Source organism: Methylobacterium sp. CM6244, from assembly GCF_054817885.1.
Genome location: NZ_CM139247.1, coordinates 1,316,599 through 1,341,799 on the forward strand (window position 1 = coordinate 1,316,599; position 25,201 = coordinate 1,341,799).

Genomic DNA, 25,201 nt, shown 5'->3' on the forward strand with positions numbered 1-25,201 from the left:
CGGATGGTACCCGTCCTGAGTGTCCGAGATGGGTGGAGAGTGGACTCTGGCCTCTCGCCCCGAAGCGGACGTTCCGCCTCTAATACTGGGCGTGGAGGCTCAGCGAACGAGGAGCTGTGATGACAATTCGTACCTTAAGCCGTCTGGGCCGATTTTCCGAACATACGTGACCAGACGCCACCCACTATAGCGGATTTGTCAAGATCATGAATGTCCTGACTGTAGCGGCCGGTATAAAGCTCCACAATCATTCTATCTCTATCTCTACCGGAAACCTTAAATATAAATTTCACTGTATATGGGCGATTCGCCAAAATCTCAGAAACTTTCTCGATTGTGCAGTGAAGAAGTGGGAATCCTTCGGTCTTAACGGTTATAGTCTGGCCTAGGCTAAACTTAGGATCGAACTCGAACTCGGCAATTCCACTTTCCAAAGATAGGCTGACGATCCGTGCGGCGTGGTAGCGAGCACCAGGACCAACGATATGTGCAGCCTCGTCCGTGGCGAAGCTCTCAGACAATGGGCGGGGCTTCTCGAAGCAGATGAGCGCAGCAACCATCAGGACAACGATGTTGATGACAGCCCAATATGCGGAGACGACTGAGAACTCCCCCTCGCCGATGCGAGACCATTCTGGCACGATGTTCACTATGAGGCCGAGCGCGGTAACTGCGATCAAGATCGCAATAGAGAAAAAGGTGTAGGCGTCGAATTCTGAATCCTCGTTGCCCGAGCCTTTGGGTGTGACCTTGAATGGTACCCCAAATGGCTTGACAAGGCTTGAGATCACCACTGGCAGCATGCGGAATGTGGCGAATGCTCCTACAGCACTGGAAACCAGGGGCAGATAGCGGGTTGGCGTGAGCCATCCCATCAGTAGAAAGTAGGCCGCTAGCACAGGAACTTGATAGTAGATAATATCCTCAGTGCCCGTAAAGAAAAGCGGTGCCGTGCCGGCCCATAGGTAAACTGCGGGAACGAGAAGTATTACAAGACGGACCGTGTATTGCACGAGCCATGAGAGCGGAATGAACATAATACGCTGAAAAAGATTTAGTCCCGGCCCCCGAAGTGGCCCGTTATGCAGGTAGATCGTCTGGATTCCACCCCGGCACCAGCGGCCTCGCTGCACGAAGTAGCCCTTCAGATTTTCCGCGGCGAGGCCCATTGACAATCGTTCGTTGAGATAGCGGGTCTTATAGCCCTTATTGAGCATCGATAGGGTAGTCAGAAGGTCTTCCGTGATTGAGTCATGCGGGAACCCGCCGATAACCTCCACAGCTGCTCTACGAGCAATAGAGCATGACCCGCAGCAGAAGCTTACATCCCATGCATCGCGGCTTGCTGCCATCTCGTCGAAGAACAGTCGCTGCTCATCGGGCCAAACCTTCTCCAAGCTAAGATTTGATTGTACTGGATCCTTGTTGAAGAAGTGCTGCGGCGTCTGAACAATGCCAATAGTTGGATCCTGAAAGAACGGTACAGTGCGTCGCAGGAAGTTCCGGTATGGCACAAAATCTGCATCAAAGATGGCGATGTAATCCCCGCGCGAGACTTTCAGCCCGTTGTTCATGTTGCCCGCTTTCGCGTGCGAATTATCCGGCCGAGTGACGTGAATGACGCCCTTCTCCTGGCAGTACTCGCGCAACCAGCCCCTTCGTTTGTCATCTAAGACATAGATGGTGAGCTTGTCCTTTGGGTAATCGAGGGCTAAAGCGCCGATGATTGTCCGTTCGAGCACATCGAGCGGCTCATTGTAGGTCGGGATGAAAACGTCAACGGTGGGGAGGCTCGCCGGGTCCTGAGCAAAATAATCTCGTTCCATGCGGTCCGCTTCCGTACTGCGGTCCACATATCGCCCCATCGTCACCAAGAAGATGAGAATGTCGGCGAACGCCCCCAACTCGACACAGAATACGAACCACGTCCAGAAAAAACTAAAACTGTAATCCAGAGGGTGCGGCAAGACAGTCGCAGTGAAGCGCCACCAAAGGTAGCGCACCGCTATGGCTAGAACAAACGTGCAGGTGACTGCTCTAGCCCACGTTTTATTTCGCGGCCAGTTCAGTGTAAAGATGAAGAAAAAGGCAGCAACGAGTAGCGCCGGTGCGAGGACTAAGTAATACTGAACCACAGGCTCTTCACCCAATGCAGCATTGGAATATTATTGCTAGCGCGCGCGATGCGTACCTGTACGGTTCGGCCTACCTGACAGAAATTGGCATAATCCGTTTGCATCTCACTCTTTGCCAAGGCAACGCGAATGCGCGCACTCTTGCCGCGGCTGACTGGTGGAACAGCTGCAAGTGTGACCTCCTCGACCGCCGCACTTGCGCCTCGCACTGAGACAACCTTTCCTGGGATCACTTCCGATGTTCCAAGCAGGCGGACCTCTGCGTCCTCGCCGGGCTTGATTTCATCGTAATCCACCTCATTGACCAGGATATCTACGAAGAGATCGCGGCAATCGAGCAGGCGCATCAGCTCGTTGCCCGCAATGACGTTCGATCCAGCTACAACATTGTTGCGCCAAATTACTCCCTGGAAGGGCATTTGCACGGGGGAGTACGTAAACCGATCATTGCGAGTTCGTTCAATGACCAATTGTTTGCTCAGCTGCTGGATTCGAGCGCGCTCTGTTATCGCTTGCGCCTCTACGTTAGCCATCTGAATCATAATTTCATCGGTACGCTGCTGGCTGTACGGTACATCGTTCCGTCCTTCGCCCACGAAGGTGCCCCGCTTTAGTGCTTCCAGCTGGTACCCAAGGCGATCAAGTTCGGCCTTTGCGATAGTACCTTCGTTACTTGCTGAAATTGACGCAGCACGCGCTTGTTCGACGGAACTGTTCGCCACTACACCCGTTACACCTAAAGTCTGCTTACGACTTAAATCGGCGTCCGCCGACACTTTATTTGCTTGAGCTGTGCTAATCCGCTGCTGGCGAATAACAATCTCTTGCTGAATGCTTTGGATACTCGCCTTTTGATACTCTGCAAGTCGCGATACAAGCTCCTTCTTCATCTCGGCTAGATGGCTCAACTGTGACTCTAGCGCCTTTAATTTTTCGCGCGACGCACCAAGATCAGCGTCTAGCTGAGCTTCGGCCGTCCGAGCAATGCGCATGTTGTGGATTTGAAAGACTTCAGTACCCTCCGGTAGCGACGTTCCCACTTTTGGAGGAGTATCGGAGATAACGCCTTCAATAGGCGCAGAGACGAGTGTGAAGCGAGCGTTCACCGTTCCATCAAGGCTGGTGTGCCCGGTTAATCTCGGGAGCACGGCAAGAATAGCGGCACCGAGTAAAAGGATTCCAACGAAAATGCGTACTGTTCGGCTGTTCCAGTTCATTTGCGATTCCTAAGGAAACCAATGATTACGTAGAACCGACTTCCCATTCGTTTAGGTGAATACTCAAATTTAAGCCAAACTCGATATCTTGTCCTGTAGGTTCGGAGGCAGTCATCTGGCGTGGGATGGCAAGCAGTTCTTAGCGCCTGGAGAGCGCTGCCTGCCCGTTTCGCCCGTTCAGTTTTGATCGAGCAGCGGGTATGCCGCTTCGATATTATCGAGCAAGCTGCGGGATGCCTAGGGGCTGAGCACGGGCAGGACCGGAAGACGATGACGACTGCAAGCTTAATAGCCAACGTGTAGTTGCGCGTCTGCTTGTCGTCGCGCTGGGCGATGTGACGGAAGACCTAAAAACGCCTGCCTTGGAAAAAGTTCCTCAGTCATGTGGGCTTTGCCGCTGATAACTTTGAAGAACGGGCAGTCACTAATCCACCCAATCCGGCCGTACCTTCTGTTTCACCAAGCTGCCTGGAGGCGGACCTTCTCAACGTCTGCAAAGGGTCGAAAGCGGACCCTGCGGCAAGTACCAAACGTCAGATGTTCCCCACTGGATCGATGTAGCCCGGTTCAAGTTGTTGTTCCAAGGCTTTACCTCATCCTCAGGCGCCCGCGTCAGCGGGCCTCGAAGGAGCCCTCCAGACACCGAAGCGATCCCTGGATGCCTCCTTCGAGGCCGCTGCGCGGCACCTCAGGATGAGCTAAGATCCTGGACAAGCAAATGGAAACAGGCCCTCGGCATAGGCATCAGGGCTGAAGATGCGTCTGTGCAAGTCCATGCCGAACAACTGAGATTGCGCATCATCGGCCTATACCCTTGGCTCGGATGACAGGGAGAGCTGTGTGGTCCCGCCGCCCGGCCCTTCGCCTCAGCGCGCCGGGCGGGTCGCGGCCAGCGCGCGGGAGATCGCCAGCATCACCGCCAGCGTGTCTTCTTCGTCCTGCTCGGCGCCGTGATCGCTGAGCTTGACGATCACCGTGCCGGTCTGGCGGTTGATGTAGATATACTGGCCATAGACGCCGATGGCGGAGATGTCGTCGTCGCCCTCCGGCACGTGCCACCATTGCGCAGAGTAGGGCCAGCCGTCGACATCCCTGCGGGCCGGGGTCTCGATCCGCTCGATCCAGCGCGGGGGAACGATGTTCGTGCCGCCGACGCGGCCATGGTCGGCCACCATCAGCCCCAGGCGGGCGAAGTCCCGCGCCACGGCGTTGATGCAGCAGAAGGCCTTCTCCGTTCCCCCCGGCCGGTCGAGATTCCAGGTCGCGTTCGCCTCCGCGCCCATGGGCTTCCAGATCGCGTCCGAGAGGAGGTCGGCCAGGGGCTTCTTCTGAACCTCCGCGAGGATCAGGCCGAGGATCTCGGTGTCGATGCTGCGGTATTGGCCGGTGCTGCCGGGCTTCGACGACAGGGTGGCGTGGTCGCGCACGAAATCGCGGATGTCGCGGGTGAGGTACATGCCGGCGGTCCCCACCAGGGGATTCCACGGGTCGTAATTCTCCGGCACCGCGAGTCCGCTCGTCATGTCGAGCAGGTCGCGGACGGTGATGCGGCCGAAGGCCGGCTCGCCCCGCAGATACGGCAGCAGGGTCGCCACGTGGTCCGTCTCGGCGAGCTTGCCCTCGGCGATCGTCTGCCCGACCAGCAGCGAGACCACCGATTTCGCCACCGACCAGGACGGGAACAGCGTCGCCTGGCCCGAACCGGGGCGGTACCATTCATGGACGAGGACGCCGTCCTGGGTCACCAGCAGGGCGTTGGTGTGGGTCGCCTCCAGCATCTGCGCCAGGGGAACATTGTGTCCCTTCCAGGGCACGTGGCCGAGAATCGCGCGGGGCCGGACGGGCAGGGCGCGGGACGAGGGCCCGGCCGCCACCGGACGGCTCGCGAACCAGGTGCCCACCGAGGAAGGCTCGACGATGGCGAGGGCCGCTAAGGTGACGGGGTTCGGCACGCCGAGCAGCGGCCCGATGGCGGCAGCCATCCCACCCAGCATCCCGGCGCAGATCAGCGCCCCGGCGAGCCAAGGCCGACGGAAGCGGGGCCGGAGGCGGTGCAATCTCGACATGACGCTCGGTACACCTCTTGGCCGGCCCCGGCCGCCGGCGGAGCCCTGTCCTTCAGTGAGGCGCGGTCTGGCCCGAGGCGAGGATCGTCACCCCGACGGCGATCACCGCGATCCCGATCATCATCGGCAGGGTGATCGGCTCCTGGAACAGGAGCGCGCCGCCGACCGCCGCGCCGACCATGCCGACCCCGGCCCAGATCGCGTAGACGATCCCGATCGGCAGCATGTTCATGCTGTTCGACATCAGCCAGAACGCCGTGCCGTAGCCCAGCACCACGACGATGGTCGGCAGCGGCTTGGTCAGGCCGTCGGCGGCCTTGAGGGCGAGGGTCGCCGTCACCTCGGCGCTGATGGCGAAGGCAAGGAGGAGGTAGGGGTTCATCTGCGAGGCGTCCGTGCGGGGGCAGGCTGAAAGCGGAATCCGTGGCCATCCGCATGGCGATGTCCGCGTCATGTCCGAGGCCGGCGGCGGAATCGCGCGGTACGGCCACGGATTTCAAAAGCACGGGGGCCGTTAATTTCGCGTGTCGGATGGCGCACGAAGGCCCGTCCGATGGCGGTCGAAACCGGGTGCGCGTGGCGGTGACGGTCTGCCGTTTTGGCACAACTGGTCCGGGCGGCCCGCGCCGAATTGGAAAGTCTGCCCGTCGATCGAGTCTTGCTCCGCTCGGGGTCTCACGGCACAGATTGGTCACAGACTGCGCGAGATTCTCCCTGGCCTTCCGGGACGGGAGAATCCGTGAGGAGCGTTCCGGCATGATCATCGTCACCACCGAAACCATTCCGGGTTGTACGGTCCGCGAAGTGCGAGGCCCCTGTTTCGGCGCCGTGGTCCGCAGCCGGGGCGCGGTCGGAAATTTCAGTGCCGGCCTGCGCTCCCTCGTCGGGGGCGAAGTCGGCGAATACAGCCGTTTGATCGAGGAAGCGCGCGGCCAGGCCATCGACCGCATGGCGCAGAACGCGGCTCAGCTCGGCGCGAACGCCGTCCTGACGATGCGGTTCGACTCCTCCGAAACCGACCAGAACATGATGGAGGTCGTCGCCTACGGCACCGCCGCCATCGTCGAGCGCAACGCCTGACCGCCGCATCCCGGCAGGTCGGGACGTTCATCCCTATCGCCTTGACAAACCTCGGGTTTCTAGCGGTCAGGCCCCATCACGTTCCTCTACTCCAACCACGGAATCCGACACGATGCGCACGACCCTGACCGCATGTCTCTTCATCGCCCTCACGGGTGCCGCCCTTGCCCAGCAGGTGAACGAGCCGCCGATCCAGAGCCCGCAGGACGCGGCCTGCCGCGAGCAGGCCAGGGCGCAGGTGTTCAGCGCCGCCAACCCGAGCAATCTCAGCCTCTACGACCTCGGTTCGCAGATCTATCACGCCTGCATGGCCAGCTATCACACCACCGGCCCGAACCCGGACCGCAAGGAGCGCCGTTTCTGACACCGCACGCTTCCCGCGATTCCGGCCGCCTCCCGTTCCGTTCCGAAGGATCTCCGCAGCATGACGATGCCTGACCAAGAGATCCATGGCGGGCGGGAGACGAGCCGTCGCTCCGGCTTTCTCGCCCTCGCCGTGCTGCTGGCGCTCGCAGGTTCGGCGACGGCCGTGTCCGCCGCGCAGCCCTCGGCGAAGCTCTGCACGACCGAGAACTCCACTCCCGAGACGGCGGAATGCATGGAGAAAGCCCTGGAGGGCGCCGACAAGGCGCTGAACGAAGCCTACCGGAAGGCGCTCTCGGTGATCGACGCGGACGATAGCGGCAAGGATGCCAAGGCCAAGACGGAGTGGAAGGCGCAACTCGCCGCGGCGCAGCGTGCCTGGATCGCGTTCCGCGACGCCGATTGCGGGGCTCTGATCGTCAGCGAGTGGAACAGCGGCAGCGGGACCACAACGGCGACCTACGCGTGCCTCTATGACAAGACCGTCCAGCGGACTGGCGACATCCTGAGCCGCTACCCGCTTCACTGAATCCGGGCCGACCTTTCGCTCAGCGATAATCGGTGGGCGTGAGGCCGTGCCGGGCCATCTTGTCGTAGAGGGTCTTGCGCGGCGTGCCGAGGGATTCGGCGGCGATGCGGACGTCGCCGCCGGCCATGATCAGCTCCTCGCGGATCAGGCCCCGCTCGAACCGGTCGACCTGCTCGGCCAGGGTTCCGGTGCTGGCGGCCTCCGGTGAGGGCGCGTCGTGCTGGCCGAGGCCGAGGGCGTGACGCTCGGCGAAATGGCCGAGCTCGCGCACGTTGCCGGGCCAGTCGTGCCGGCGCAGGTGCTCCCGCACGGCCGGCGTGATCGGCGCGGGCTCGCGGCCGAAGCGCAAGGCGGCGCGGGTGAGAAACTCCTGGAACAGCAGCATCACGTCCTCGCGCCGCTCGCGCAGGGGCGGAATCGCGATCGTGATGACGTTGAGGCGGTGGTAGAGGTCGTCGCGGAAGGTGCCCTGCGCCGCCGCCTGGCCGAGATCGACCTTGGTCGCGGCCACCACGCGCATGTCGATGGCGCGGATCTCGTTGCTGCCCAACGGCTCCACCGCCCGCTCCTGCAGGACGCGCAGGAGTTTCACCTGCAGGCCCAATGGCATGCTCTCGATCTCGTCGAGGAACAGCGTGCCGCCCTGAGCGTACTCGATCCGGCCGACGCGGCGCTTGAGGGCGCCGGTGAAGGCACCGGCCTCATGGCCGAAGAGTTCGCTCTCGACGACGCTGTCGGGTAGCGCGCCGCAATTCATCGCCACGAAGTTCCGGCTCGCGCGCCGGCTCCAGCGGTGCAGGGCGCTCGCCACCACCTCCTTGCCCGAGCCGGTCTCGCCGAAGACGAGAACGTCCACATCGGCATCGGCGACATCCCGCACGAGACGGCGCAGGCGCACCATCTCCGGGGAAATGCCGAGGAAGGCCGGGTCCTCCTCCACCGCCGCGTCCAGCCGGGCGCGCAGGGTGCGGTTCTCGAGAACGAGCCGGCGCCGTTCCAGAGCGCGGCGCGCCGAGGCGACGAGGGATTCGGCCGGATAGGGTTTGGACAGGAAATCGTAGGCCCCGTCGCGCATGGCACTCACCGCCATGCGGATGTCGCCATGCCCGGTGATCAGGATGACCGGCAGTTCCGCATCGATGGCCTTGATCCGCCCGAACAGAGCGATGCCGTCGAGATCGGGCAGGCGCACGTCGGTAACCACAAGGCCGGGCGGATCGGCGAGGATGGCGGCCAGCGCCGGTCCGGCGGCCCCGAAGGTCTCCACCGTGAACCCATCGAGCTCAAGGCTCTGGCGGTTGGCGCGGCAGACATCCGCCTCGTCGTCGATGAAGACGACCCGTTCGGCCAACCCGCCCGCACCCTCTTCAACGCTCACGGTGTCGTCTCCACGGGGGCTTTGGCCAGTTCCATCCGAAACACCGCCCCGCCGGCCGGATCGTCCAAGGCGTTCAGGCTGCCGCCGCAATCCTCGACGATTCCGCGGGCGATGGCGAGCCCGAGCCCGAGCCCATCGGACTTGGTGGTGAAGAAGGCGTCGAAGAGCTGGGCCCGAATGGCCTCAGGCAAGCCCGGCCCGGTATCGCGCACCTCGACCGCCACACGCTCCCCGGGCAGGTTCCGCACCAGGATGGAGACACGCGGCTCGGTGTGTCCCGCCGCCGCGTCGAGGGCATTCTGTAGCAGGTTGACCACGACCTGCTCGAGGCGCGGCCCGTCACCGAGAACGCAGAGGCCAGGGGCCGGCGTCTCCGCCGTGAGCGCGATCCCGGCCGCCTTCGCCCGTGCCTCCACCAGTTCCAGGCTGTTGGCGAGGATATCGGCGAGGGGCACGGGCTCGCGTCGGGGCGATGCACGCCGGGCGAAACCCTTGAGCTGCCGCGTCAGGCCGCCGATCCGGTCGGTGAGGCGGCCGATGGCGAAAGCGTTCTCCGCCGCTTCCTCGCCCCGGCCCCGTCGGACCAGGATCGCCGCGTTGTCGGCGTAGGAGCGGATGGCAGCCAGCGGCTGATTGATCTCGTGCGCCATGCTGGCGGCGAACTGGCCCAAGGCCGCGAGCCGCCCGGCCTGAGCGAGTTCTCGGCCGAGGCGTTCGCGCTCGGCTTCCGCCTGCCGTCGCTCCTCCTCCGCCCTCCGTCGCTCTTCGATTTCCAGCCGGAGCATCCTGTTGGCGTCGGTGAGTTCCATCGTCCGCTCACGGACGCTCCTCTCCAACTCTTCCCGGCGCGTCGCGGCTTGAGCGAGGCGCTGGCGTGTCCGTCGCCGGCGGCCCGCCACGGTCGCGATCCCGATACAGGCCAGCCCGGTGCCGAGGGCGGCGATGATCCAGGCCTGCACCCGCTCGCGGTCCACGGCAGAACCCACCGGCGTCAGGGTATGGAGCCGCCAGTCGGTGCCTGGAATGGGGGCGTCGAGGGCTAGGGCGGTTCGCGCTGGCCGCGACCCCTGCCCGACGCGGACGAGGTCCTGCATCCCCCCGACGGGGTGGAGCGGAAGCGCCGTGAGCGGGGCGTCGCCGAATTCCAGCGCCGCGCGGATGCGCTTTCGCTCGTCCTCGCCGACCTCGCGGAGGGTCGCGAAGTTCCACGTGGGATCACTCGCCACGAGGACGATGCCCCTTGCATCCGCCACGAACACCCCATCCCCCGATTGCCGCCATGCGGCCTCGACGTCATGGAATTCGATCTTCACCACCACCACGCCGCCTGATTCGTCGATCCGCCGCGAGAGGTAGAGGCCCGCCCGGCCGCTCACCGTACCCAGGGCGAATTGCGATCCGGCGCCGCCGGTCATCGCCTGCCGAAAGTAGGGCCTGAAAGCATAGTCCCGGCCGAGAAAGCTGCGCTCCGACCCTGCATTGCTCGCAGCTACCGTGATCCCATCGGAGCGGATGACGTAGATCACCGCCGCGCCCGTGGCCGCCGCGATCTGAGCGAGCCGTCTGTTGACCCTGGTGACCAAGGGCTGCCCCGGCTCAGGACCCGCGACTGCTGCGATCTCAGGATCCGCGGCCAGGGCCAGCGGAAGCGAGGCCTGCTTCTGCATTTCGGCCCTCAACGCGCCGACCTGCAGCGCCAGGGCGGCCTGGGCCGTACGGCGAAGGTCCGTCAGCGCCCAGCGCTCGGCCGCCCGCCCAGCGAGCCATGCCCCAACGAGAACCAGGATCAGGCAGGCGGTCGGAACGAGGGTGCGATGCCACCGCGCGCGCCATCGCGGTTCGGTTCCGCCGCGGAGAGAAGAATTCTGATTCACGTGCTTCGCATCAGTGCGATTTCCCGGACGGAATTTGACGACTGAGTGCGGGATTTCGCACTGGGGCCGCGAATGGGAACCTCGCCGACAAGAGAAATATGTCTGAAATCAACGTCTTAACGAAATATTTCAGGAGTTCCCAAGCTGGCATGGGGGTTGCCATTCCTAAACCGAAACGCAGGCCTGCGCTGTTCGCAGGGCTGCAAGCCGAAGGGGCGAGTGCCCCGACGCCAAGACCAAGAGACGACGATGCCCGGACAGAACCGGCGCACCGATCCGACCCAGTTTTATCTATCTCCAGGGAGAAGCCCGCCATGGCCACCATACCGTCTCCACTGACCGCGCCGCACGCGCCGGCAAAGCCCAAGCCCCTCTATCGCACGCTGTATTTCCAGGTGCTGGTCGCCGTGGCGATCGGCATCACCCTCGGCCACTTCTATCCGCAGGTCGGCGCGGACATGAAGCCGCTCGGTGACGCCTTCATCAAGCTCGTCAAGATGATCATCGCGCCGGTGATCTTCCTCACGGTCGTCTCCGGCATCGCCGGCATGACCAACCTGGAGAAGGTCGGCCGCGTCGGTGGCAAGGCGCTCATTTACTTCATCACCTTCTCGACCCTGGCCCTCATCGTCGGCCTGATCGTGGCGAACCTCGTCCAGCCGGGCGCAGGCATGCATATCGATCCGAAGAGCCTCGATCCGAAGTCGATCGCGATGTACGCCGACAAGGCGAAGACGCAGTCGATCACCGACTTCCTCATGAACATCATCCCGACCACGGCGGTGGGTGCGTTCTCGGGCGGTGAAATCCTTCAGGTCCTGTTCTTCTCGGTGCTGTTCGGCTTCGGCCTCGCCTTCCTGGGTGATCGCGGCAAGCCGGTCCTCGACATCATCAAGGTGCTGTCGGAAGCCATCTTCGGCGTCGTCAACATCATCATGAAGGTCGCCCCCATCGGTGCCTTCGGCGCCATGGCCTTCACCATCGGCAAATACGGCATCGCCTCGCTCGCCAACCTCGCCTACCTCGTCGGCGCCTTCTACCTGACCTCGGCGATCTTCGTGCTCGGCGTGCTCGGCCTCGTGGCCCGCTATAATGGCTTCTCGATCATCAAGCTCATCCGCTACATCAAGGAGGAGCTGATGCTGGTGCTCGGCACCTCGTCCTCCGAGTCGGCCCTGCCTTCGCTGCTCGAGAAGATGGAGCGCGCCGGCTGCTCGAAGCCCGTCGTCGGCCTCGTGGTCCCCACCGGCTACTCGTTCAACCTCGACGGCACCAACATCTACATGACCATGGCGGCGCTCTTCATCGCGCAGGCCACGGACACGCCGCTCACCTATGGCGAGCAGGGCCTCCTGCTCCTCGTGGCCATGCTCTCCTCCAAGGGTGCGGCCGGCGTCACCGGTTCGGGCTTCATCACCCTGGCGGCGACCCTCGCGGTGGTGCCCTCCGTGCCCGTCGTCGGCATGGCGCTGATCCTCGGCGTCGACCGGTTCATGTCCGAGTGCCGCGCGCTCACCAACTTCATCGGCAACGCCGTGGCCTGCATCGTGGTCGCCCGCTGGGAAGGTGAAGTGGACGAGGTCAGACTCGCGGCGGCACTGGGCGGCAACCCGATGCCTCTGGCAGCGGAGATGCCGGTTCTCCAGGCTGCGGAGTAACACCCGTACCGACTTCGAGCCGGATGGCGATCCAGCCGGCTCGAGGACGATCCGAAAGGGGCTGCCGGACCGCAATGGCCCGGCAGCCCCTTTCGCGTCGAGCATGGCCTCGGCTCCTCGATGCGATGGGTCACCCGAGGCCATTCCAGACGAGACACGTGCCAGAGATCGCCAGAAGCCCGTCCATCATGAACCGGAACGTCTCCGGGGCGAGGCGAAGCACGAAGGGCTTTGCCACGAACGCCCCCACCATGAGAGCCGCGCCCACGGCAAGGCCTCTGACGAAATCCGCGACCGGCAATGCGCCGGTTCCCTGGAAGGTCAGGGTCTTGGTCAGGTAGATTGCCAGCGATGCAGCGGCCTCCGTGCCGATGAACGCGCCCTTGGTCAGGCCGTAGCCGATGAAGACCGGAACCGAGGCCGGGCCGGTCGAGGCGACGATGCCCGTCAGGAAGCCGATTACCGCTCCGGCAACCGCCAGATGGGGGAGCCGCACTCTGACGAGACGGTCGGCCAGCCAGCGGCGTCCGGGGATCATAGCCAGAAGGAACGCGCCTATCGCCAGATCGACGGCACGCGGCGGCAGGACCAGCATCGTGCGAGCGCCGAGCATGGCCGCCGGAATTCCAGTCGCCGCATAGGCGGCGACGGCCCGCCAGTCGACCTCTCGCCACCATGCCAGGATGCGGGAGAGGTTCGCCATCACGGCCGCGACCGCCATGATCGGGATGGCCTCCTTGGGCCCGTAGACATAAGCGAGGACCGGCACCAGCATGATCGAGGAGCCGGTACCGATGATGCCGCTGACGACACCCGCCACAAGGCCGATGGAGAGGATGAGAAGCAGGCCCATCGGCCGATTGTGCCCGGTCGAACCGGAAGTCCCTAGGGGCAATGCCTGACGTTGGATAATCTCGGCCTGCGAGCCTTTGCCGACGGAGGCCGGCTCGGATCACTTTCCCGCCAGCGAACGTTCCCCTGCCTCATGCTGACCAGTCGGACCGATCTTGCCGATCTCGGCACCTTCCTCGCCATCGCTCGTCATCTGAGCTTCCGGCGTGCGGGGCTGGAACTCGGTGTCAGTGCCTCCGCGCTCAGCCATGCCCTCAAGGCGATGGAGGCTCGCCTCGGCGTGCGGCTGATCAACCGCACCAGCCGGAGCGTCACCCTGACCGCAACGGGCGAAGAGCTTCTGGCGTCGCTCGATGCACCCTTCGCGGCGATCGGTTCGGCGCTCGATGGACTCAACCGCCACCGGGAGCCAGGGAACGCCGCGGGGCGCATTCGTCTCAATGTGCTCGAACATGCGAGCACGCTGCTGCTCGCGCCCGTGCTGCCCATCTTCAGCGAGCGCCATCCGCAGATCGAGATCGACGTCCGCGTCTCCAACGATCTGCTCGACATCGTGGATGCCGGGGCCGATGCGGGCATCCGATATGGCGGTACCGTCGCTCAGGATATGATTGCCCAGCGCCTGTCGGCCGACCTGCGCTGGGTGGTGGTCGGCGCACCCTGCTATCTCGATCGGCATGGAACGCCGGCGCATCCACATGACCTGTTGGCGCATCGGTGTCTGCGCATCCGCCTCGGTGACGAACGGCTCTACGGTTGGGAGTTCGAACGGGCCGGTGAGCCGCTTGCGCTCGACGTGCCCGGCGCCGTGACCATCGACAACACGCACTTCGCGCTGTCCCTCGCGACGGCAGGCGGGGGACTGGCCTACCTCCCCGAACCATGCGTCAGGTCGCCGGTCAGTCGCGGTGAACTGCGCGTCGTTCTGACGGATTGGGCCCCCGCGGGAGCCGGCTTTCACATCTACTATCCGGGACGTCGCCAGTTGCCGACCGGCCTGCGGCTCCTCATCGATCTGGTTCGCGAGCTTCGGCCGCTCGGTCTGTAGGCGCGATGTCGCCCGGCGATGAGCCGTGCTCATCGGTCCGTTGAAGCAATGGCGGGTCATCGGAGTGACGCTGTGAGCCTACTTGTCGCTGATCGGTGAGCGGTAAGGCTCGCCATCACGGCCAGCCGGAGGCTTCCGCCATGCTCACCACGCACCGTTTCACCGAAAAGGTCGTTTTCGTCACCGGTGCCGCCAGCGGCATCGGACGCGCCGCCGCCCTCGCTTTCGCGGCGGAGGGGGCTCGTGTGGCGATTGCCGACCGGACAGAGGAGATCCTGGAACACTTGCGGGCCGAGATCGAAGCGGGCGGCGGAGAAGTCCTGGCGATCCGTTGCGACGTGTCGCTGCCGGAAGAGGTGGAAGCGGCGATTGCCCGAACCGTCGAACGCTTCGGACGCCTCGACTGCGCCTTCAACAATGCCGGAGTCGAGAACAGGGCCACGCCGGTCCACGAGATCGAACTCGACGAATGGGACCGCATCCTCGACATCAACTTGAGGGGGACCTTCCTCTGCATGAAGTACGAGCTGGCGCAGATGGTGCGCCAGGGCGGCGGTGTGGTGGTCAACACCTCTTCCGGTGCCGGCATCCGCGGTGTCGCGGGCGGCGCGGCCTATGCCGCTTCCAAACACGCCATCATCGGTCTGACCCGCTCGGCAGCGCTGGACTATGCCAGGAAGAACATACGGGTGAACGCTATCCTGCCCGGCAACATCGAAACGCCGATGATGGACCGTTTCACGGGAGGCGACGTTCAGAAAGCGATCGACCTCGAACCGGTAGGGCGCCTCGGCAAGCCGGAGGAGATCGCAGAAGCGGTGCTCTGGATGTGCTCGGACCTCGGTGGGTTCGTGACCGGAGCCGCCACGGTGATCGACGGTGGCTGGTCGCTTTGACGGTCGATCCGGCGGAAACGGAGGAGCAGGCGAATGGACATCACACGCAGCGGGTCGCGACCGTCCGGCAAGGGACCGTCCGAATGGTTCACCGGGACCGTGCGGATCGACCCTCTTTTCTCCGCGCCCGAGCCGGCGCGGGTCGCCGGAGCGAGCGTGACGTTCGAGCCGGGTGCCCGCACCGCGTGGCATACGCATCCGCTCGGCCAGACGCTCATCGTCACCTCCGGGGCCGGCTGGGTTCAGCGGGAGGGCGGCCCGATGGAGGCCATCGCGCCGGGCGACGTCGTTTGGTTCGAGCCGGGTGAAAAACACTGGCACGGGGCAACGGCAACGACGGCCCTGACGCATATCGCGATCCAGGAGCAGCTCGACGGCCGGGCGGTGACATGGTTGGAACAGGTCACCGACGAACACTATCGCGGCGTTTGACTCTCACGCCAGGGTGGCCCCTCGACGGGCGGGCGCGAAGGCTCTCGTCCCGACGGGGCCTCATGTGGAGGGCGTCAGGGTGAAGACGTGTTCCGCTCCGGCAATGGTGGCCGGGCGGTGGGCGACGATGATGCGGGTCATGCGCAGGTCGCGCAAAGCCTCGGCGATGACCGCTTCGGTCGCTTCGTCGAGATGGCTCGTCGCCTCGTCGAGGAACAGGATCTCCGGTTTGCGATAGAGGGCGCGGGCCAGGATGACCCGCTGCTTCTGCCCGCCCGACAGGGTGGAACCCATATCGCCCACCAGGGTCTCGAACCCCATCGGGGTGCGCTTGATGTCGGCGAGGATGGCTGCGCGGGCGGCGCATTCCTCGATCCAGCCCGCATCGGGCCGCTCGTCGAAACTGGCGATGTTCTCGGCGATGGAACCGGCGAAGAGGCCGTCATTCTGCATCACGCCCGCGATCCGGCGGCGATAGCTGGCCGCCCCGAGCGTGCGGATCTCCTGCCCGTCGATGAGGACGCGCCCCTCGCTCGCGGGCAACAGGCCCATCATGATCTTCATCAACGAGGTCTTGCCTGAGCCCGAAGGGCCGGTGATGGCGAAGCTCGTCCCTGCCGTCACGTCGAGGCTGAGATCGCGGAAGATCCAGGGCTCATCCGCGCCGTAGCGCAGGGCGAGCTCCTTCACGGCGACACTCCCCGTCCCCTCCGCCGCCCGGATCACCGCCGGGGCGGCCGGTTCCAGGGTGGAGCCGGAACCCTCCTCGGGCTCGCTCATGACGATGTCCGACAACCGGTCGGTCTGGACATTGAGCATGCGCAACTGGAAGCCCGACTGGATCAGGTTGCCGATCCGCTGCGAGAACTGGTCGCGATAGGCAAGGAAGGCCACCAACATGCCGAGCGTCATCGACTGGTCGATGACCGCCCGCGCGCCGAGCACGAGCAGGAGCAGCCGGTCGAGACCGAACAGCAGCTCATTGGCCCGCCCGAAGATCAGATCGAGGCGCTGGAGCCGCAGCCGCGCATTCAGCGAGGTCACGAAGTGGTTCATCCAGGTGCCGCGCCGGCGCTCGCGCAGGTCGAGGAGCTTCACGCTCGCCATGCCGCGCACTGTCTCGATGAAGTGGCTCTGCTGGCGCGCTTCGGCGACGATCGCTTCCTCGGTGCCCTCGCGGTAGGAAGCGTAGGCGGCGATCCGCAGCGCCGCGGCGAGCGCCGTCGAGGCGACGACCACGAGGGAGAGCCAGCCGCCATAGACCACCAGCATGGCGAGCATGCCGATGGACATGATGCCGTCGAGCACGGCCTGGACGAGATCGGTGGTGAGCCCCTTCTGGATCGTCGCCAGGGAGCCGAAGCGCGAGATCACGTCGCCCACGTGCCGCTTCTCGAAATAGTCCAGCGGCAGGCGCGAGAGGTGGTCGAACAGGCTCCCCGACCATTGATAGTTCAGCTTGGTTCCGGTGAGCATGATCGCCCAGGTCCGCGCCACCGAGAGGACGAGCTGGACGACGAGCAGAAGGGCGAGCCCCACCGCCACCACCAGCAACAGGTCGAGATCGGCGTTGACGATGACCTCGTCGATAACGATCTGCGATGCGATCGGCATCAGGATCGCGACGAGCTCGATGCCGAGGGACAGGGCCAGGATCTGGGCGAGGGCCGGGCGGATGCCGCCCATCGTGCGGAAGAGGTCGCCCAGCGCCAGCCCGCGCCGGCGCTTCTCGCGCACGAAGCTGGTGGTCGGGCTCGCCTCCAGGGCGACGCCCGTGAACTCGCGCGACGCCTCCGCGAAGGTGAGCTTGCGCCGCCCCCGGGCGGGATCGTGGATGACGATCCCCCTGCCGTTCACGGCGGTGAGGACGACGAAGTGGTTGAGCCCCCAATGCAGGATGCACGGCGTCTTGAGCTTGGGCAGATCCTTCAGCTCGGCCCGCAAGGCCCGCGTGGCGAGGCCCATCGAGCCCGCCAGATCGATGAGGTTGCGCAGGGTCATGCCCTTGAGCGACAGGGCGTGGCGGCGGCGCAGGGCGCCGAGATCGACATGGCGGCCGTGATAGCCGAGCACCATGCCGAGGCAGGCCATGCCGCATTCGGCGGCCTCCGCCTGAAGTAGGACGGGCACGCGCCGGCCGAAGCCGAACTGAAGGGTGCTGAGCAGGCTCACGCTTTCATCCGCCCCGGGTCACGAGATCGACGCTGCGCTTCACCCGGTAGAGCGGGTCGAGGAGCCAGCGATAGAGAGGGCGCTTCTCAAGAGCGATATCGGCCTCGACCCGCATCCCGGCCTCCAGCCGCCGGCTCTCGCCATAGGCAATCACGCTGTTCTCGTCCGGCCGCACGATGATGCGGTAGATGCCGTCGCCGTTCTTCGCCCTGGTACCGGCGGCTTCCGGCAGGTCGGCGGCCTCCAGGGGCGCGCGGGTCACCTCCGTGACGGTGCCGCGATAGAGGCCGAAGCGCTGGAAGGGAAAGGCCGCGTAGCGCAGCATCACGGCCTCCCCCGTATCGATGAAGCCGATGGCGGAGGATTCCACGAACAGGTTCGCTTGGAGCCGGCCCTCGCTCGGTAGCAGGGTGAGGAGGGTGGCGCCCGCTGCCACGCCTTGGCCGGCCTGGACCCGGATCGAGGTGAGAATGCCCTTCTCTGGCGCCCGCACCTCGATGGCCCGGCGTGCCTCGCTCTCGGCCCGCTGCTGCTCCAATTGGGCGGCGGTGCGGTCCATCTCGGCGAGGTCGCGGGCGAGCTTGTCGTCGAAGGTAGCGAGCGTCGCCTGCAACTCGCCGACCTTGCCCATGAGCTGCAGACGCGAGTTGCGGAACTGGGCAAGCTGGGAACTCGCCTGCAGGTAGAGGTAATTCTGGTTCTGGAGGTCGGCTGAGCGGGCAAAGCCGTCGCTCACCGCCTTGGCGAGGACATCGACCCGCTCTTTCAGCGGTGGCACCAGCTTTTCCTGCAGCTGAACCTGCTCCTCCAATTGCCGCGACTGGGATTGCAGATTGTCGATCTGCTCGGCGAGGGAGCGCTTCTCGGTGGCCGCCATGGCCGACCGCAACCGAGATTGCGCCTCGATCGTCTCCTTCTGCCGGGCCAGCTGATCGATGATGCGCTGCTGGGTCGGACCGTTGGCCGACACGGCGTCGAGATCGAGGGTGTAGAGTAGCTGGCCCTGGACGACCCTGTCGCCCTCCTTCACCCCCGAGACGCTAACGCGTCCTGCCACCGGGCTTGCCACGGTGATGAGACCGACATCCGGCGTGAGCATGCCGAAGGCGTGGATGCGACGCGTATAGGTGCCGAAGACGACGTAGAGGAACGCGGCGATCGTGATCAGGATCGTGATCGCAGTCATCAGCCGGATCGAGAGCGGCTGCACGATCTGGGCTTCGCCCAGCCAGGAATCCCGCCGCGCCTGGGCGACCTCTGCGCGGAAAAGCGGCGACGTCATCGGGTCCGGTGGTTCTCCTGGCCGAGAGATGGCGTGCTTCGGCTCTGCGGCTTCATATGCACGAAGGACGCGGCGGGCCTACAGGCCCGCCGCGCTCATTTACCGATCGGAAGGATGCGGAGAGTTCGTGGCGTGGTTCAATGGCCGCCGAGAAGACCGCCGACCGCGCCAAGAAGGCCACCGACGAGACCGCTGACCAATCCGCCTACCTGACCGACCACGCCGGAGACGGCGCCGAGTTCGCTGGAGAGGTCCAGTTCCAGGCCGAGGGAAAGGCCGCCGCCGACGGCGTCGAGTTCCTTGGCGTCGAGTTCGCGGATGGTGTCGAGGTTCTGGGTCATGTCATAGCTCCGGTATGAGGCCGCGCGTTCGTTTCGCGCCGGGCCTAGAGAAATCAGGACGCTGGTTCGAAGGCAGCGTTACTTGCCGCCGAGCAGTCCGCCGACAACGCCGCCTACGGCACCGAGAAGGCCGCCTACGAGACCGCTTACCAGCCCGCCGACCTGATCGACCGTGCCGGATACGGCACCGAGTTCGCTGGAGAGGTCGAGGTCAAGTCCCAGGGAGAGGCCGCCGCCGACAGCATCGAGCTCGGATGCTTCGAGGGGGCGAATAGTGTCATTGGCAGTCGACATATTTTCTCTCCAAGATGTGTTCGGCAGATCGATTGTTTTCTCGTCGTTCTATGTTTGAAAGCGTTCGGGATTGCTTTCTGTCATCCAGACTACACCTCTTGCCCGATCCATCAAGTCACTATCTCGACCCTTCGATCTTAGGGAGGAACGGATAGACCTATATTGGCGATTGATGATCTATATCTATATGCCTTCGGCGGCGGTGCATAATATCCTGTATCATATCGCCTGCGACAGGCGTTTTTGGCGATTGTTGATCGAAATCGGAGTCAAGGCTGGAATTTTGTATTGCAGTCCATAAGTGTTGGAAACAAAAGAGCTTTTTTCAAAGAATTGACATTTTGTCGCATGTGAATCGAAGAGACGGGCTCGGCTTGACTGTGGGGAAAATGCTTCTCCCAATGTTGGGGGCGATAGACGCAATGATCTCACGATCCTTCAAAATCAGGTGTACCGGATGAAGAATTCAATCGAGGCCTGAGCAAACGCTCTGCCTGTTCCATAATGCGTGCATGCCGCCATGAGTCGTTTCGATGGACGAAGCAAAAGGACAAGATGCGTCCAATTAGTGGAGTTCTAAACAAGCGGCTCTGTTTGCATCGGTTCGTTGCGTGTCATATCTCTGCATCCGAGGCTGCGACGTGTTGGACAGTGACAGATCGATTTTCTTCGAAATGACACACCACATTGCCGAAGTCTCTTTTGCCTGTTGCCGGAATATCCTGCGGCAGAGCTGGGAAGTTCTGACGCTTCGGTAAGGCACAATCCATTGAGCTGGCTGCAGCACGAGGGTTTCACATGCACCATGAAATCGTGAATGCGGGTTGAGCGGAGTGAGTTCGGTTGCACGCTCGAACTCGATGGCGAGATCGAGGCAGTGCTCCAGACCAGTACGGGGCTCGGCTGGGCCGGTATCGGGTTCTGCGACCTGATGCTCGGTAGCCATGGGACGGCGTCCATAGTCCAGCAGGGCATCCATTTCGCGCTCTCGTTGGCCCCGCAAAGCCAGCACTTCCTGTGGTCCGGGCAGAGCTATCATTTCTCCGAGGACAACATCGTGGTCCTCGAGCCGGGGGCGACCGTGATCGAGAACTGGACCGGTGCGTTTCGCACCATGGTCCTCAAGCTGGCTCCAGAGGCCGTCGAGCGCATTACCGATCTGTCCCTGGCCAAGACGCGCATCCGGACGCAGTTCTTCCCGTCGCGCTCTCAAGTCGCCGCGGGCCATCTCCTGCAGGCAGTCTCGGCCGACCTCGAGACCGGCTGCGCCAACGGTCCTCTGCTGGTAGAAAGCGTATCGGCGACGCTGCTGCAGCTGTTCTCAGGCACCGATGCGCCTCCACACCGCAATGGTCCGACCCTGACTTCGACGCAGGCCGCCATCCTTCGAGAGCTGATTCTCACCCACCTCACCGAACCGCTGAGCCTGCAGTACCTCGCGGATGCGGTCGGTATCAGCGTCGGTCATCTGGTCCGCGCTTTCCGTACGTCATTCGGGGTGACGCCCTACCAGTTCATCCTGCGCGAGCGGGTGAACCGTGCGCAGGACCTTATCGCGACCGGAACGATGAGTCTGAGCGAGATTGTCCCCCTGGCGGGGTTCAGCGATGCGAGCCAGATGTCGAAGACGTTCCGCCGTCTCACGGGACAACCGCCGCGCGCTTTCGTGCGCCGTGCGCGCGACAGCCGGTCCGCCGATGCGGTTGCCCATTAGGTCGGGCGTAGAACCCGCCTCTCCCGGTTGCGTGCCACTGTTCCGGGATGTGGCATCCGTGATGCCGAATCGCATGGGCTATCCGGCCTGACGCTGCGCATCCCCGCCCATCGGCGTGGATCCCGAAACACGAATTCTCGATGTGCTCGCGGGAAAGCTGAGCTTACCGGGCCTTCAGCACCATCCGGCAGGCTGCGGGAAGGGCCGCCATGGTCATCGGCGGTCTGGGTTTCCCCGGCTTCGTGGATTTCGGCGGGTTCAGCACGGCGTCGCTGAACCAGTATGCGAGCTCCTCTCCGCAGCCGTCGCCGGATGGCGGCGGCGCTTGGTCTCCGCATTGGTCGTCCCCAGCCGGGCAGGAGAGGCGGATATGGTAGTGGTAATTGTGCCCGTACATCGGGCGCACCTTGTTGAGCCAGGAGCGGTCGCCCCCCGCCTCCCGGCACAAAGCCTTCTTGATCGCCGGGTTGACGAAGAGGCGCGCGACTTCGGGCTGTTGGGCCGTGAGGCGGATCAGCTTGAGGTGCTCCTGCGTCCAGATCTGCGGGTCGATGTCGAGGCGGTCCGCGCGGACCACGTTGGTGGCAGAGGTCTCCTCACGCTCCGCACGGGTCATGCGGTGGTCGGGCATGGGCGTGAGCCAGACATCGGCGTCGAGGCCGAGCTGATGCGAGGCGTGGCCCGTGAGCATCGGGCCGCCACGAGGCTGGGACATGTCGCCCACGAGAAGCCCGTTCCATCCGACGCGAGGAGCCTTGGCGGCTAGGCGCTCAATGAAATCCACGAGATGCGGTGTGCCCCACATCCGATTCCGAGAGAGGCGCATGACTTGCCAGGTCGGTCCGTCATTGGGCAGGGCCTCGCCGCCGGAAAAGCATCCCTTCGCATAAGAGCCATAGGGCCGGGCGGGGCCGGGTGCCGGTGTCGTCGCCCGCCCGAACAGGGCTTTGGCCGGCGTCGACGGCGCATCGGGATCGGCCAGGGGTGGAAGGGGCTTGGGATTTACGCTGCCCCTATCCTGGGCCTGTGCGGCCCCTCCACACAAGAGGAAGGCGAGGGCCGCGAGGCGGAATGGACGAGAGGTCAGGTGCATGGCGCCAACCTAGTCTATCGGCCGTCGGGCCGTCGAGAGCTCTCGACTATTCCGCCGGTGCGACCGCGATCTTGATCGAATCCGATTTCGCACCACTGACGACGACGAGAATAGGAGTGGTACCGAACTGGAACCGGACGCTCTTCGAGACGCCCGGACATCCGGGCCGCATCGTGCTCGCCACGGGCTTGCGCGTCGTCGCGCCGTCCTGGCTCACGTCGATCCAGGCATTGTCCGACAACGTCACCTGATACAGGCCGGGCGTGACGACGGGTGGGATCCGCAAGCTGCCGCCGAACGTGCCGGGCTTCGGTTCCCGCGAAGGCGTCAAGGGAAGATCGGCTCCCGCGACCGGCTTGAGCGCCAGAACGGCGCCCGGCATTTCCGCGGAGAGGGTCGCGCCGGAATCGAGCCGGGGGAGGGAGGGCGCCTCGAACCAGGCCTGCTCCCGCAGGATCGGCCAGTCGAACGTGGTACAGGCGGCAGGATCGGCATCCTGCTGCGCCCATGCCCGGTCGGCCGCGAGGCCCGCACCGGATGCGAGCACCAATCCGGCGATGATGGGGAGCATTCTGCGCATGGCCACTGTCCTGTGAACGGTCGAGGCCCCCTCGATCGTGGAAACGGTTGCGCCGCCGGAAAGGTTTCCCGCAGAGATGTACTTCGGCAGGGCGCCTATCCGAAGGGTCAAGCCAGGCGCCACGCCCCCCTTGCGGGGCGGGGCCGACGCGGGGGTCACTCCTCGTCCGGTTGTTCTACGTCCTCGAACACGGTTCGGCGCACGCCCCAGCCGCGCAACGTCTCGTTGAGCTCGTCGAGGACGAAATGGCGGGCGCTGTCCCGGTCGTAGCCCTCTTCGAGATAGGATTCGTATTCGGTGAAGACGTGGCGGGCGAAGGCGACGAGGGCGAGCCATGCCGCGGTCTCGGGGCTCGCATTCCGTAGGCCAGGACTGGCCAGCGCCCGGGCAAGGACGGAATCCGTCTCGAAGGCGGGAAGGCGCGGAGCAAGGATCCGAAGCGCTTTACCGACGGCTTCCGCACGGGTCATCGAGCCGACTCCCAGAACGTTCCTACTTGTCGTGATGCCCGGCGGCGATCCGATCCGTCAGGGCCATCAGGATGCCGGAGACGACGAAGACCATGTGGAGACCGACGAGCCAGTACAGCTCTCGGTCCGGTGTCGCCTTGATGTCCATGAAGGCTTTCAGCAGCGAGATCGCCGAGATAGCGACGATCGAAGACATCAGCTTCAGCTTCAGTCCGGTGAAGTCGATCGTCCCCATCCATTCGGGCCAGTCCTTATGGTCCGTATGATCGATCTTCGAGACGAAGTTCTCGTATCCCGAAAACATCACGATGATGAGCAAGGATGCGGTGAAGGACAGATCGACCAGAGTCAGCACGCCGAGAATGATCTGCGACTCAGTGGCGCTCCACATGTGCAAGACGAAGTGGGCGAGTTCCTGCAGCAGCTTGACCAGCAGCACGACGATGCCGATGCCCAGTGCGGCATAGAAGGGCGCCAGCAGCCAGCGACACGCGAAAAGTACGCGTTCGAAAACCTGTTCGACCATCTGTCCCAAAACCCCCGTCCGACCGGGCGGGGGTTTGCCATGTACCGCCAAGCTCGACAAGGTTCGGGCTTGGATAAGCCGGGCGCCTCAGGCGGCGATCCCGGTTCCGACCGGACAGGTCACTCCGGTGCCGCCTACACCGCAATAGCCAGCCGGGTTCTTGGCAAGGTATTGCTGATGGTAGCCCTCGGCGAAGTAGAACGTATCGAGCGGGACGATCTCCGTCGTGATCTCGCCGAACCCGCATGCCTTCAAGGCCTCTCCGTAGACCTCCCGAACGCGTCGGGCGGTCTCGGCCTGCGCCTCGTTCGCCGTGTAGATTCCCGAACGGTACTGCGTGCCGACATCGTTGCCCTGGCGCATGCCCTGGGTTGGGTCATGGCTCTCGAAGAACGTCTTGAGCACTGCCTCCAGAGGGCGCACGGCCGGATCGTAGACGACGAGGACAACCTCGTTATGGCCGGTCATGCCCGAGCAGACCTCCTCGTAAGTCGGGTTGGGCGTGAAGCCGCCAGCGTACCCCACCGCCGTCACGACGATTCCGTCCGGCAATTGCCAAAACTTGCGCTCGGTGCCCCAGAAGCAGCCGAGTCCCAGGACGATCTGCTCGGTTCCCTCCGGATAAGGGCCTTTCAGCGGATTGCCGTTGACGAAATGGGTCTCGGTGGTGGGAATTGGCGTCGACCGGCCGGGCAACGCATCGGTGGCGCTCGGCATCTCGGGACGCTTGCGGAAGAACTGGAGCATCGGGGGCCTCCATGAGAGGGCGGGATGTCCCCTATATGGGGTGCCGGCCCCGTTCCTGAATGCCCCGTGTCGAAACGGCCATGCCGCCGGACATCGATGTCAGGGCCGGCTGAGGAACCCGATCGGCTCGCGGGGCGGCTGGCCGAGCCAGAGCAGGAAAGCCCCCAGGCCGAGGCCGAGGAGGCAGGCGGGGGCCAGGGTCAGCGGCAGGACGAGGGCTTGCCAAAGCCATGGCGCCACGCTCTCCACCGCGCCCTGAAGCGCGCTTCCGCGCTCCTTGAACAGTGTCATCAGCAGGTCGCTCAGGCTGGTGACGCGCACGCCGTTATTGGCGATCGAACGCGCGCCATCATAGACGAGGCCGACAAAGCCCGCCGCGAGGACGACGTATCCGAGGAGGCGGCTGAGAAAGCGGAGCATCGCGGCTTGCACACAAGCCGGCTCCCATGCCGGC

Annotated in this window: 25 protein-coding genes; 8 read left to right on the plus strand and 17 right to left on the minus strand. The window is 64.2% G+C overall.

Features of this window, described 5'->3' with window-relative positions:
• Positions 1 to 134: 134 nt before the first annotated feature.
• The 4 genes from ACYQML_RS06050 to ACYQML_RS06065 all read right to left on the minus strand — a co-directional run bounded on the left by ACYQML_RS06050 (position 135) and on the right by ACYQML_RS06065 (position 5,800).
• Positions 135 to 2,135, minus strand: a complete 2,001-nt coding sequence (locus tag ACYQML_RS06050) for a glycosyltransferase family 2 protein (RefSeq protein ID WP_461235006.1) — start codon at positions 2,133 to 2,135, stop codon at positions 135 to 137.
• On the minus strand, positions 2,117 to 3,352 hold the full coding sequence (locus tag ACYQML_RS06055; protein WP_311276553.1) for an HlyD family secretion protein: 1,236 nt from the start codon (positions 3,350 to 3,352) through the stop codon (positions 2,117 to 2,119). Before ACYQML_RS06055 ends, ACYQML_RS06050 begins: the two co-directional genes overlap by 19 nt.
• Before the next feature lie 866 nt (positions 3,353 to 4,218).
• Entirely contained in the window at positions 4,219 to 5,418 is a 1,200-nt protein-coding gene (locus tag ACYQML_RS06060; RefSeq protein WP_461235007.1) for a serine hydrolase domain-containing protein, read from the minus strand.
• Positions 5,419 to 5,470: 52 nt separating this feature from the next.
• Complete coding sequence (locus ACYQML_RS06065; protein ID WP_056428514.1) at positions 5,471 to 5,800, minus strand: DMT family transporter; 330 nt, start codon at positions 5,798 to 5,800, stop codon at positions 5,471 to 5,473.
• A gap of 374 nt (positions 5,801 to 6,174) precedes the next feature.
• Between ACYQML_RS06065 and ACYQML_RS06070 the strand changes: the two genes are divergently transcribed.
• The 3 genes from ACYQML_RS06070 (at position 6,175) to ACYQML_RS06080 (ending at position 7,390) form a co-directional block, all read left to right on the plus strand.
• On the plus strand, positions 6,175 to 6,498 hold the full coding sequence (locus tag ACYQML_RS06070; protein WP_056428511.1) for a YbjQ family protein: 324 nt from the start codon (positions 6,175 to 6,177) through the stop codon (positions 6,496 to 6,498).
• Between the two features lie 112 nt (positions 6,499 to 6,610).
• Positions 6,611 to 6,862 carry a hypothetical protein gene (locus ACYQML_RS06075; protein ID WP_056428507.1) on the plus strand — a complete coding sequence of 84 codons (252 nt, stop codon included), beginning with the start codon at positions 6,611 to 6,613 and terminating at the stop codon, positions 6,860 to 6,862.
• 60 nt (positions 6,863 to 6,922) lie between these two features.
• Positions 6,923 to 7,390 (plus strand): lysozyme inhibitor LprI family protein, encoded by a 468-nt coding sequence (locus tag ACYQML_RS06080; RefSeq protein WP_461235008.1) that lies wholly within the window; start codon positions 6,923 to 6,925, stop codon positions 7,388 to 7,390.
• Positions 7,391 to 7,409: 19 nt separating this feature from the next.
• On the opposite strand, the gene ACYQML_RS06085 is transcribed toward ACYQML_RS06080, so the two are convergent.
• Complete coding sequence (locus tag ACYQML_RS06085) at positions 7,410 to 8,768, minus strand: sigma-54-dependent transcriptional regulator (RefSeq protein WP_056454473.1); 1,359 nt, start codon at positions 8,766 to 8,768, stop codon at positions 7,410 to 7,412.
• A complete protein-coding gene (locus ACYQML_RS06090; RefSeq protein WP_461235009.1) occupies positions 8,765 to 10,642 on the minus strand; it encodes a sensor histidine kinase in 1,878 nt (625 codons plus the stop codon). Before ACYQML_RS06090 ends, ACYQML_RS06085 begins: the two co-directional genes overlap by 4 nt.
• A gap of 314 nt (positions 10,643 to 10,956) precedes the next feature.
• Between ACYQML_RS06090 and ACYQML_RS06095 the strand changes: the two genes are divergently transcribed.
• Complete coding sequence (locus ACYQML_RS06095; protein WP_461235010.1) at positions 10,957 to 12,300, plus strand: dicarboxylate/amino acid:cation symporter; 1,344 nt, start codon at positions 10,957 to 10,959, stop codon at positions 12,298 to 12,300.
• A gap of 130 nt (positions 12,301 to 12,430) precedes the next feature.
• Here the strand turns inward: ACYQML_RS06095 and ACYQML_RS06100 are convergent, their stop codons facing one another.
• A complete protein-coding gene (locus ACYQML_RS06100) occupies positions 12,431 to 13,153 on the minus strand; it encodes a sulfite exporter TauE/SafE family protein (RefSeq protein WP_311276550.1) in 723 nt (240 codons plus the stop codon).
• Positions 13,154 to 13,285: 132 nt separating this feature from the next.
• On the opposite strand from ACYQML_RS06100, the gene ACYQML_RS06105 reads away from it, so the two are divergent.
• The 3 genes from ACYQML_RS06105 (at position 13,286) to ACYQML_RS06115 (ending at position 15,528) form a co-directional block, all read left to right on the plus strand.
• Positions 13,286 to 14,200 carry a LysR family transcriptional regulator gene (locus ACYQML_RS06105; RefSeq protein ID WP_461235011.1) on the plus strand — a complete coding sequence of 305 codons (915 nt, stop codon included), beginning with the start codon at positions 13,286 to 13,288 and terminating at the stop codon, positions 14,198 to 14,200.
• Positions 14,201 to 14,340: 140 nt separating this feature from the next.
• Positions 14,341 to 15,096: a glucose 1-dehydrogenase gene (locus tag ACYQML_RS06110; protein WP_461235012.1), complete on the plus strand. Its 756-nt coding sequence runs from the start codon at positions 14,341 to 14,343 to the stop codon at positions 15,094 to 15,096.
• Between the two features lie 33 nt (positions 15,097 to 15,129).
• Positions 15,130 to 15,528: a (R)-mandelonitrile lyase gene (locus ACYQML_RS06115; protein WP_311276547.1), complete on the plus strand. Its 399-nt coding sequence runs from the start codon at positions 15,130 to 15,132 to the stop codon at positions 15,526 to 15,528.
• Between the two features lie 60 nt (positions 15,529 to 15,588).
• Here ACYQML_RS06115 and ACYQML_RS06120 read toward each other — a convergent pair whose 3' ends face one another.
• The 4 genes from ACYQML_RS06120 to ACYQML_RS06135 all read right to left on the minus strand — a co-directional run bounded on the left by ACYQML_RS06120 (position 15,589) and on the right by ACYQML_RS06135 (position 19,617).
• Positions 15,589 to 17,700 carry a peptidase domain-containing ABC transporter gene (locus tag ACYQML_RS06120; protein ID WP_461235013.1) on the minus strand — a complete coding sequence of 704 codons (2,112 nt, stop codon included), beginning with the start codon at positions 17,698 to 17,700 and terminating at the stop codon, positions 15,589 to 15,591.
• A 4-nt stretch (positions 17,701 to 17,704) separates the two neighbouring features.
• Entirely contained in the window at positions 17,705 to 18,982 is a 1,278-nt protein-coding gene (locus ACYQML_RS06125) for an HlyD family secretion protein (protein ID WP_311276545.1), read from the minus strand.
• A 137-nt stretch (positions 18,983 to 19,119) separates the two neighbouring features.
• Entirely contained in the window at positions 19,120 to 19,323 is a 204-nt protein-coding gene (locus tag ACYQML_RS06130; RefSeq protein WP_056428480.1) for a hypothetical protein, read from the minus strand.
• A 78-nt stretch (positions 19,324 to 19,401) separates the two neighbouring features.
• The gene (locus ACYQML_RS06135; protein WP_056428477.1) at positions 19,402 to 19,617 is read right to left on the minus strand and encodes a hypothetical protein; all 216 of its coding nucleotides are present in this window, start codon (positions 19,615 to 19,617) and stop codon (positions 19,402 to 19,404) included.
• An 817-nt stretch (positions 19,618 to 20,434) separates the two neighbouring features.
• Between ACYQML_RS06135 and ACYQML_RS06140 the strand changes: the two genes are divergently transcribed.
• On the plus strand, positions 20,435 to 21,331 hold the full coding sequence (locus ACYQML_RS06140) for a helix-turn-helix domain-containing protein (protein ID WP_461235014.1): 897 nt from the start codon (positions 20,435 to 20,437) through the stop codon (positions 21,329 to 21,331).
• Between the two features lie 163 nt (positions 21,332 to 21,494).
• Here ACYQML_RS06140 and mepA read toward each other — a convergent pair whose 3' ends face one another.
• The 6 genes from mepA to ACYQML_RS06170 all read right to left on the minus strand — a co-directional run bounded on the left by mepA (position 21,495) and on the right by ACYQML_RS06170 (position 25,167).
• Complete coding sequence (mepA, locus tag ACYQML_RS06145; protein WP_461235015.1) at positions 21,495 to 22,424, minus strand: penicillin-insensitive murein endopeptidase; 930 nt, start codon at positions 22,422 to 22,424, stop codon at positions 21,495 to 21,497.
• Positions 22,425 to 22,470: 46 nt separating this feature from the next.
• Entirely contained in the window at positions 22,471 to 23,004 is a 534-nt protein-coding gene (locus ACYQML_RS06150) for a hypothetical protein (protein WP_056428471.1), read from the minus strand.
• A 155-nt stretch (positions 23,005 to 23,159) separates the two neighbouring features.
• Positions 23,160 to 23,474: a DUF2293 domain-containing protein gene (locus ACYQML_RS06155; RefSeq protein WP_461235016.1), complete on the minus strand. Its 315-nt coding sequence runs from the start codon at positions 23,472 to 23,474 to the stop codon at positions 23,160 to 23,162.
• A gap of 22 nt (positions 23,475 to 23,496) precedes the next feature.
• Entirely contained in the window at positions 23,497 to 24,000 is a 504-nt protein-coding gene (locus ACYQML_RS06160; RefSeq protein ID WP_207410888.1) for a TIGR00645 family protein, read from the minus strand.
• Between the two features lie 87 nt (positions 24,001 to 24,087).
• Positions 24,088 to 24,747, minus strand: coding sequence for a peptide-methionine (S)-S-oxide reductase MsrA (gene msrA / locus ACYQML_RS06165; protein ID WP_461235017.1), 660 nt, complete (start codon positions 24,745 to 24,747; stop codon positions 24,088 to 24,090).
• 99 nt (positions 24,748 to 24,846) lie between these two features.
• The gene (locus ACYQML_RS06170) at positions 24,847 to 25,167 is read right to left on the minus strand and encodes a hypothetical protein (RefSeq protein WP_056428459.1); all 321 of its coding nucleotides are present in this window, start codon (positions 25,165 to 25,167) and stop codon (positions 24,847 to 24,849) included.
• Between the last annotated feature and the right edge of the window lie 34 nt (positions 25,168 to 25,201).

Bases quoted from the DNA above. Each gene is read 5' to 3' on its own strand.
- ACYQML_RS06095 (WP_461235010.1), top strand. From the start codon at position 10,957: ATGGCCACCATACCGTCTCCACTGACCGCGCCGCACGCGCCGGCAAAG.
- ACYQML_RS06130 (WP_056428480.1), bottom strand. From the start codon at position 19,323: ATGACCCAGAACCTCGACACCATCCGCGAACTCGACGCCAAGGAACTC.
- ACYQML_RS06115 (WP_311276547.1), top strand. From the start codon at position 15,130: ATGGACATCACACGCAGCGGGTCGCGACCGTCCGGCAAGGGACCGTCC.
- ACYQML_RS06060 (WP_461235007.1), bottom strand. From the start codon at position 5,418: ATGTCGAGATTGCACCGCCTCCGGCCCCGCTTCCGTCGGCCTTGGCTC.
- ACYQML_RS06160 (WP_207410888.1), bottom strand. From the start codon at position 24,000: ATGGTCGAACAGGTTTTCGAACGCGTACTTTTCGCGTGTCGCTGGCTG.
- ACYQML_RS06100 (WP_311276550.1), bottom strand. From the start codon at position 13,153: ATGGGCCTGCTTCTCATCCTCTCCATCGGCCTTGTGGCGGGTGTCGTC.
- ACYQML_RS06150 (WP_056428471.1), bottom strand. From the start codon at position 23,004: ATGCGCAGAATGCTCCCCATCATCGCCGGATTGGTGCTCGCATCCGGT.
- ACYQML_RS06065 (WP_056428514.1), bottom strand. From the start codon at position 5,800: ATGAACCCCTACCTCCTCCTTGCCTTCGCCATCAGCGCCGAGGTGACG.
- ACYQML_RS06155 (WP_461235016.1), bottom strand. From the start codon at position 23,474: ATGACCCGTGCGGAAGCCGTCGGTAAAGCGCTTCGGATCCTTGCTCCG.
- ACYQML_RS06080 (WP_461235008.1), top strand. From the start codon at position 6,923: ATGACGATGCCTGACCAAGAGATCCATGGCGGGCGGGAGACGAGCCGT.
- ACYQML_RS06140 (WP_461235014.1), top strand. From the start codon at position 20,435: ATGCGGGTTGAGCGGAGTGAGTTCGGTTGCACGCTCGAACTCGATGGC.
- ACYQML_RS06170 (WP_056428459.1), bottom strand. From the start codon at position 25,167: ATGCTCCGCTTTCTCAGCCGCCTCCTCGGATACGTCGTCCTCGCGGCG.
- msrA (WP_461235017.1), bottom strand. From the start codon at position 24,747: ATGCTCCAGTTCTTCCGCAAGCGTCCCGAGATGCCGAGCGCCACCGAT.
- ACYQML_RS06135 (WP_056428477.1), bottom strand. From the start codon at position 19,617: ATGTCGACTGCCAATGACACTATTCGCCCCCTCGAAGCATCCGAGCTC.
- ACYQML_RS06055 (WP_311276553.1), bottom strand. From the start codon at position 3,352: ATGAACTGGAACAGCCGAACAGTACGCATTTTCGTTGGAATCCTTTTA.
- ACYQML_RS06105 (WP_461235011.1), top strand. From the start codon at position 13,286: ATGCTGACCAGTCGGACCGATCTTGCCGATCTCGGCACCTTCCTCGCC.
- ACYQML_RS06110 (WP_461235012.1), top strand. From the start codon at position 14,341: ATGCTCACCACGCACCGTTTCACCGAAAAGGTCGTTTTCGTCACCGGT.
- ACYQML_RS06075 (WP_056428507.1), top strand. From the start codon at position 6,611: ATGCGCACGACCCTGACCGCATGTCTCTTCATCGCCCTCACGGGTGCC.
- ACYQML_RS06125 (WP_311276545.1), bottom strand. From the start codon at position 18,982: ATGACGTCGCCGCTTTTCCGCGCAGAGGTCGCCCAGGCGCGGCGGGAT.
- mepA (WP_461235015.1), bottom strand. From the start codon at position 22,424: ATGCACCTGACCTCTCGTCCATTCCGCCTCGCGGCCCTCGCCTTCCTC.
- ACYQML_RS06070 (WP_056428511.1), top strand. From the start codon at position 6,175: ATGATCATCGTCACCACCGAAACCATTCCGGGTTGTACGGTCCGCGAA.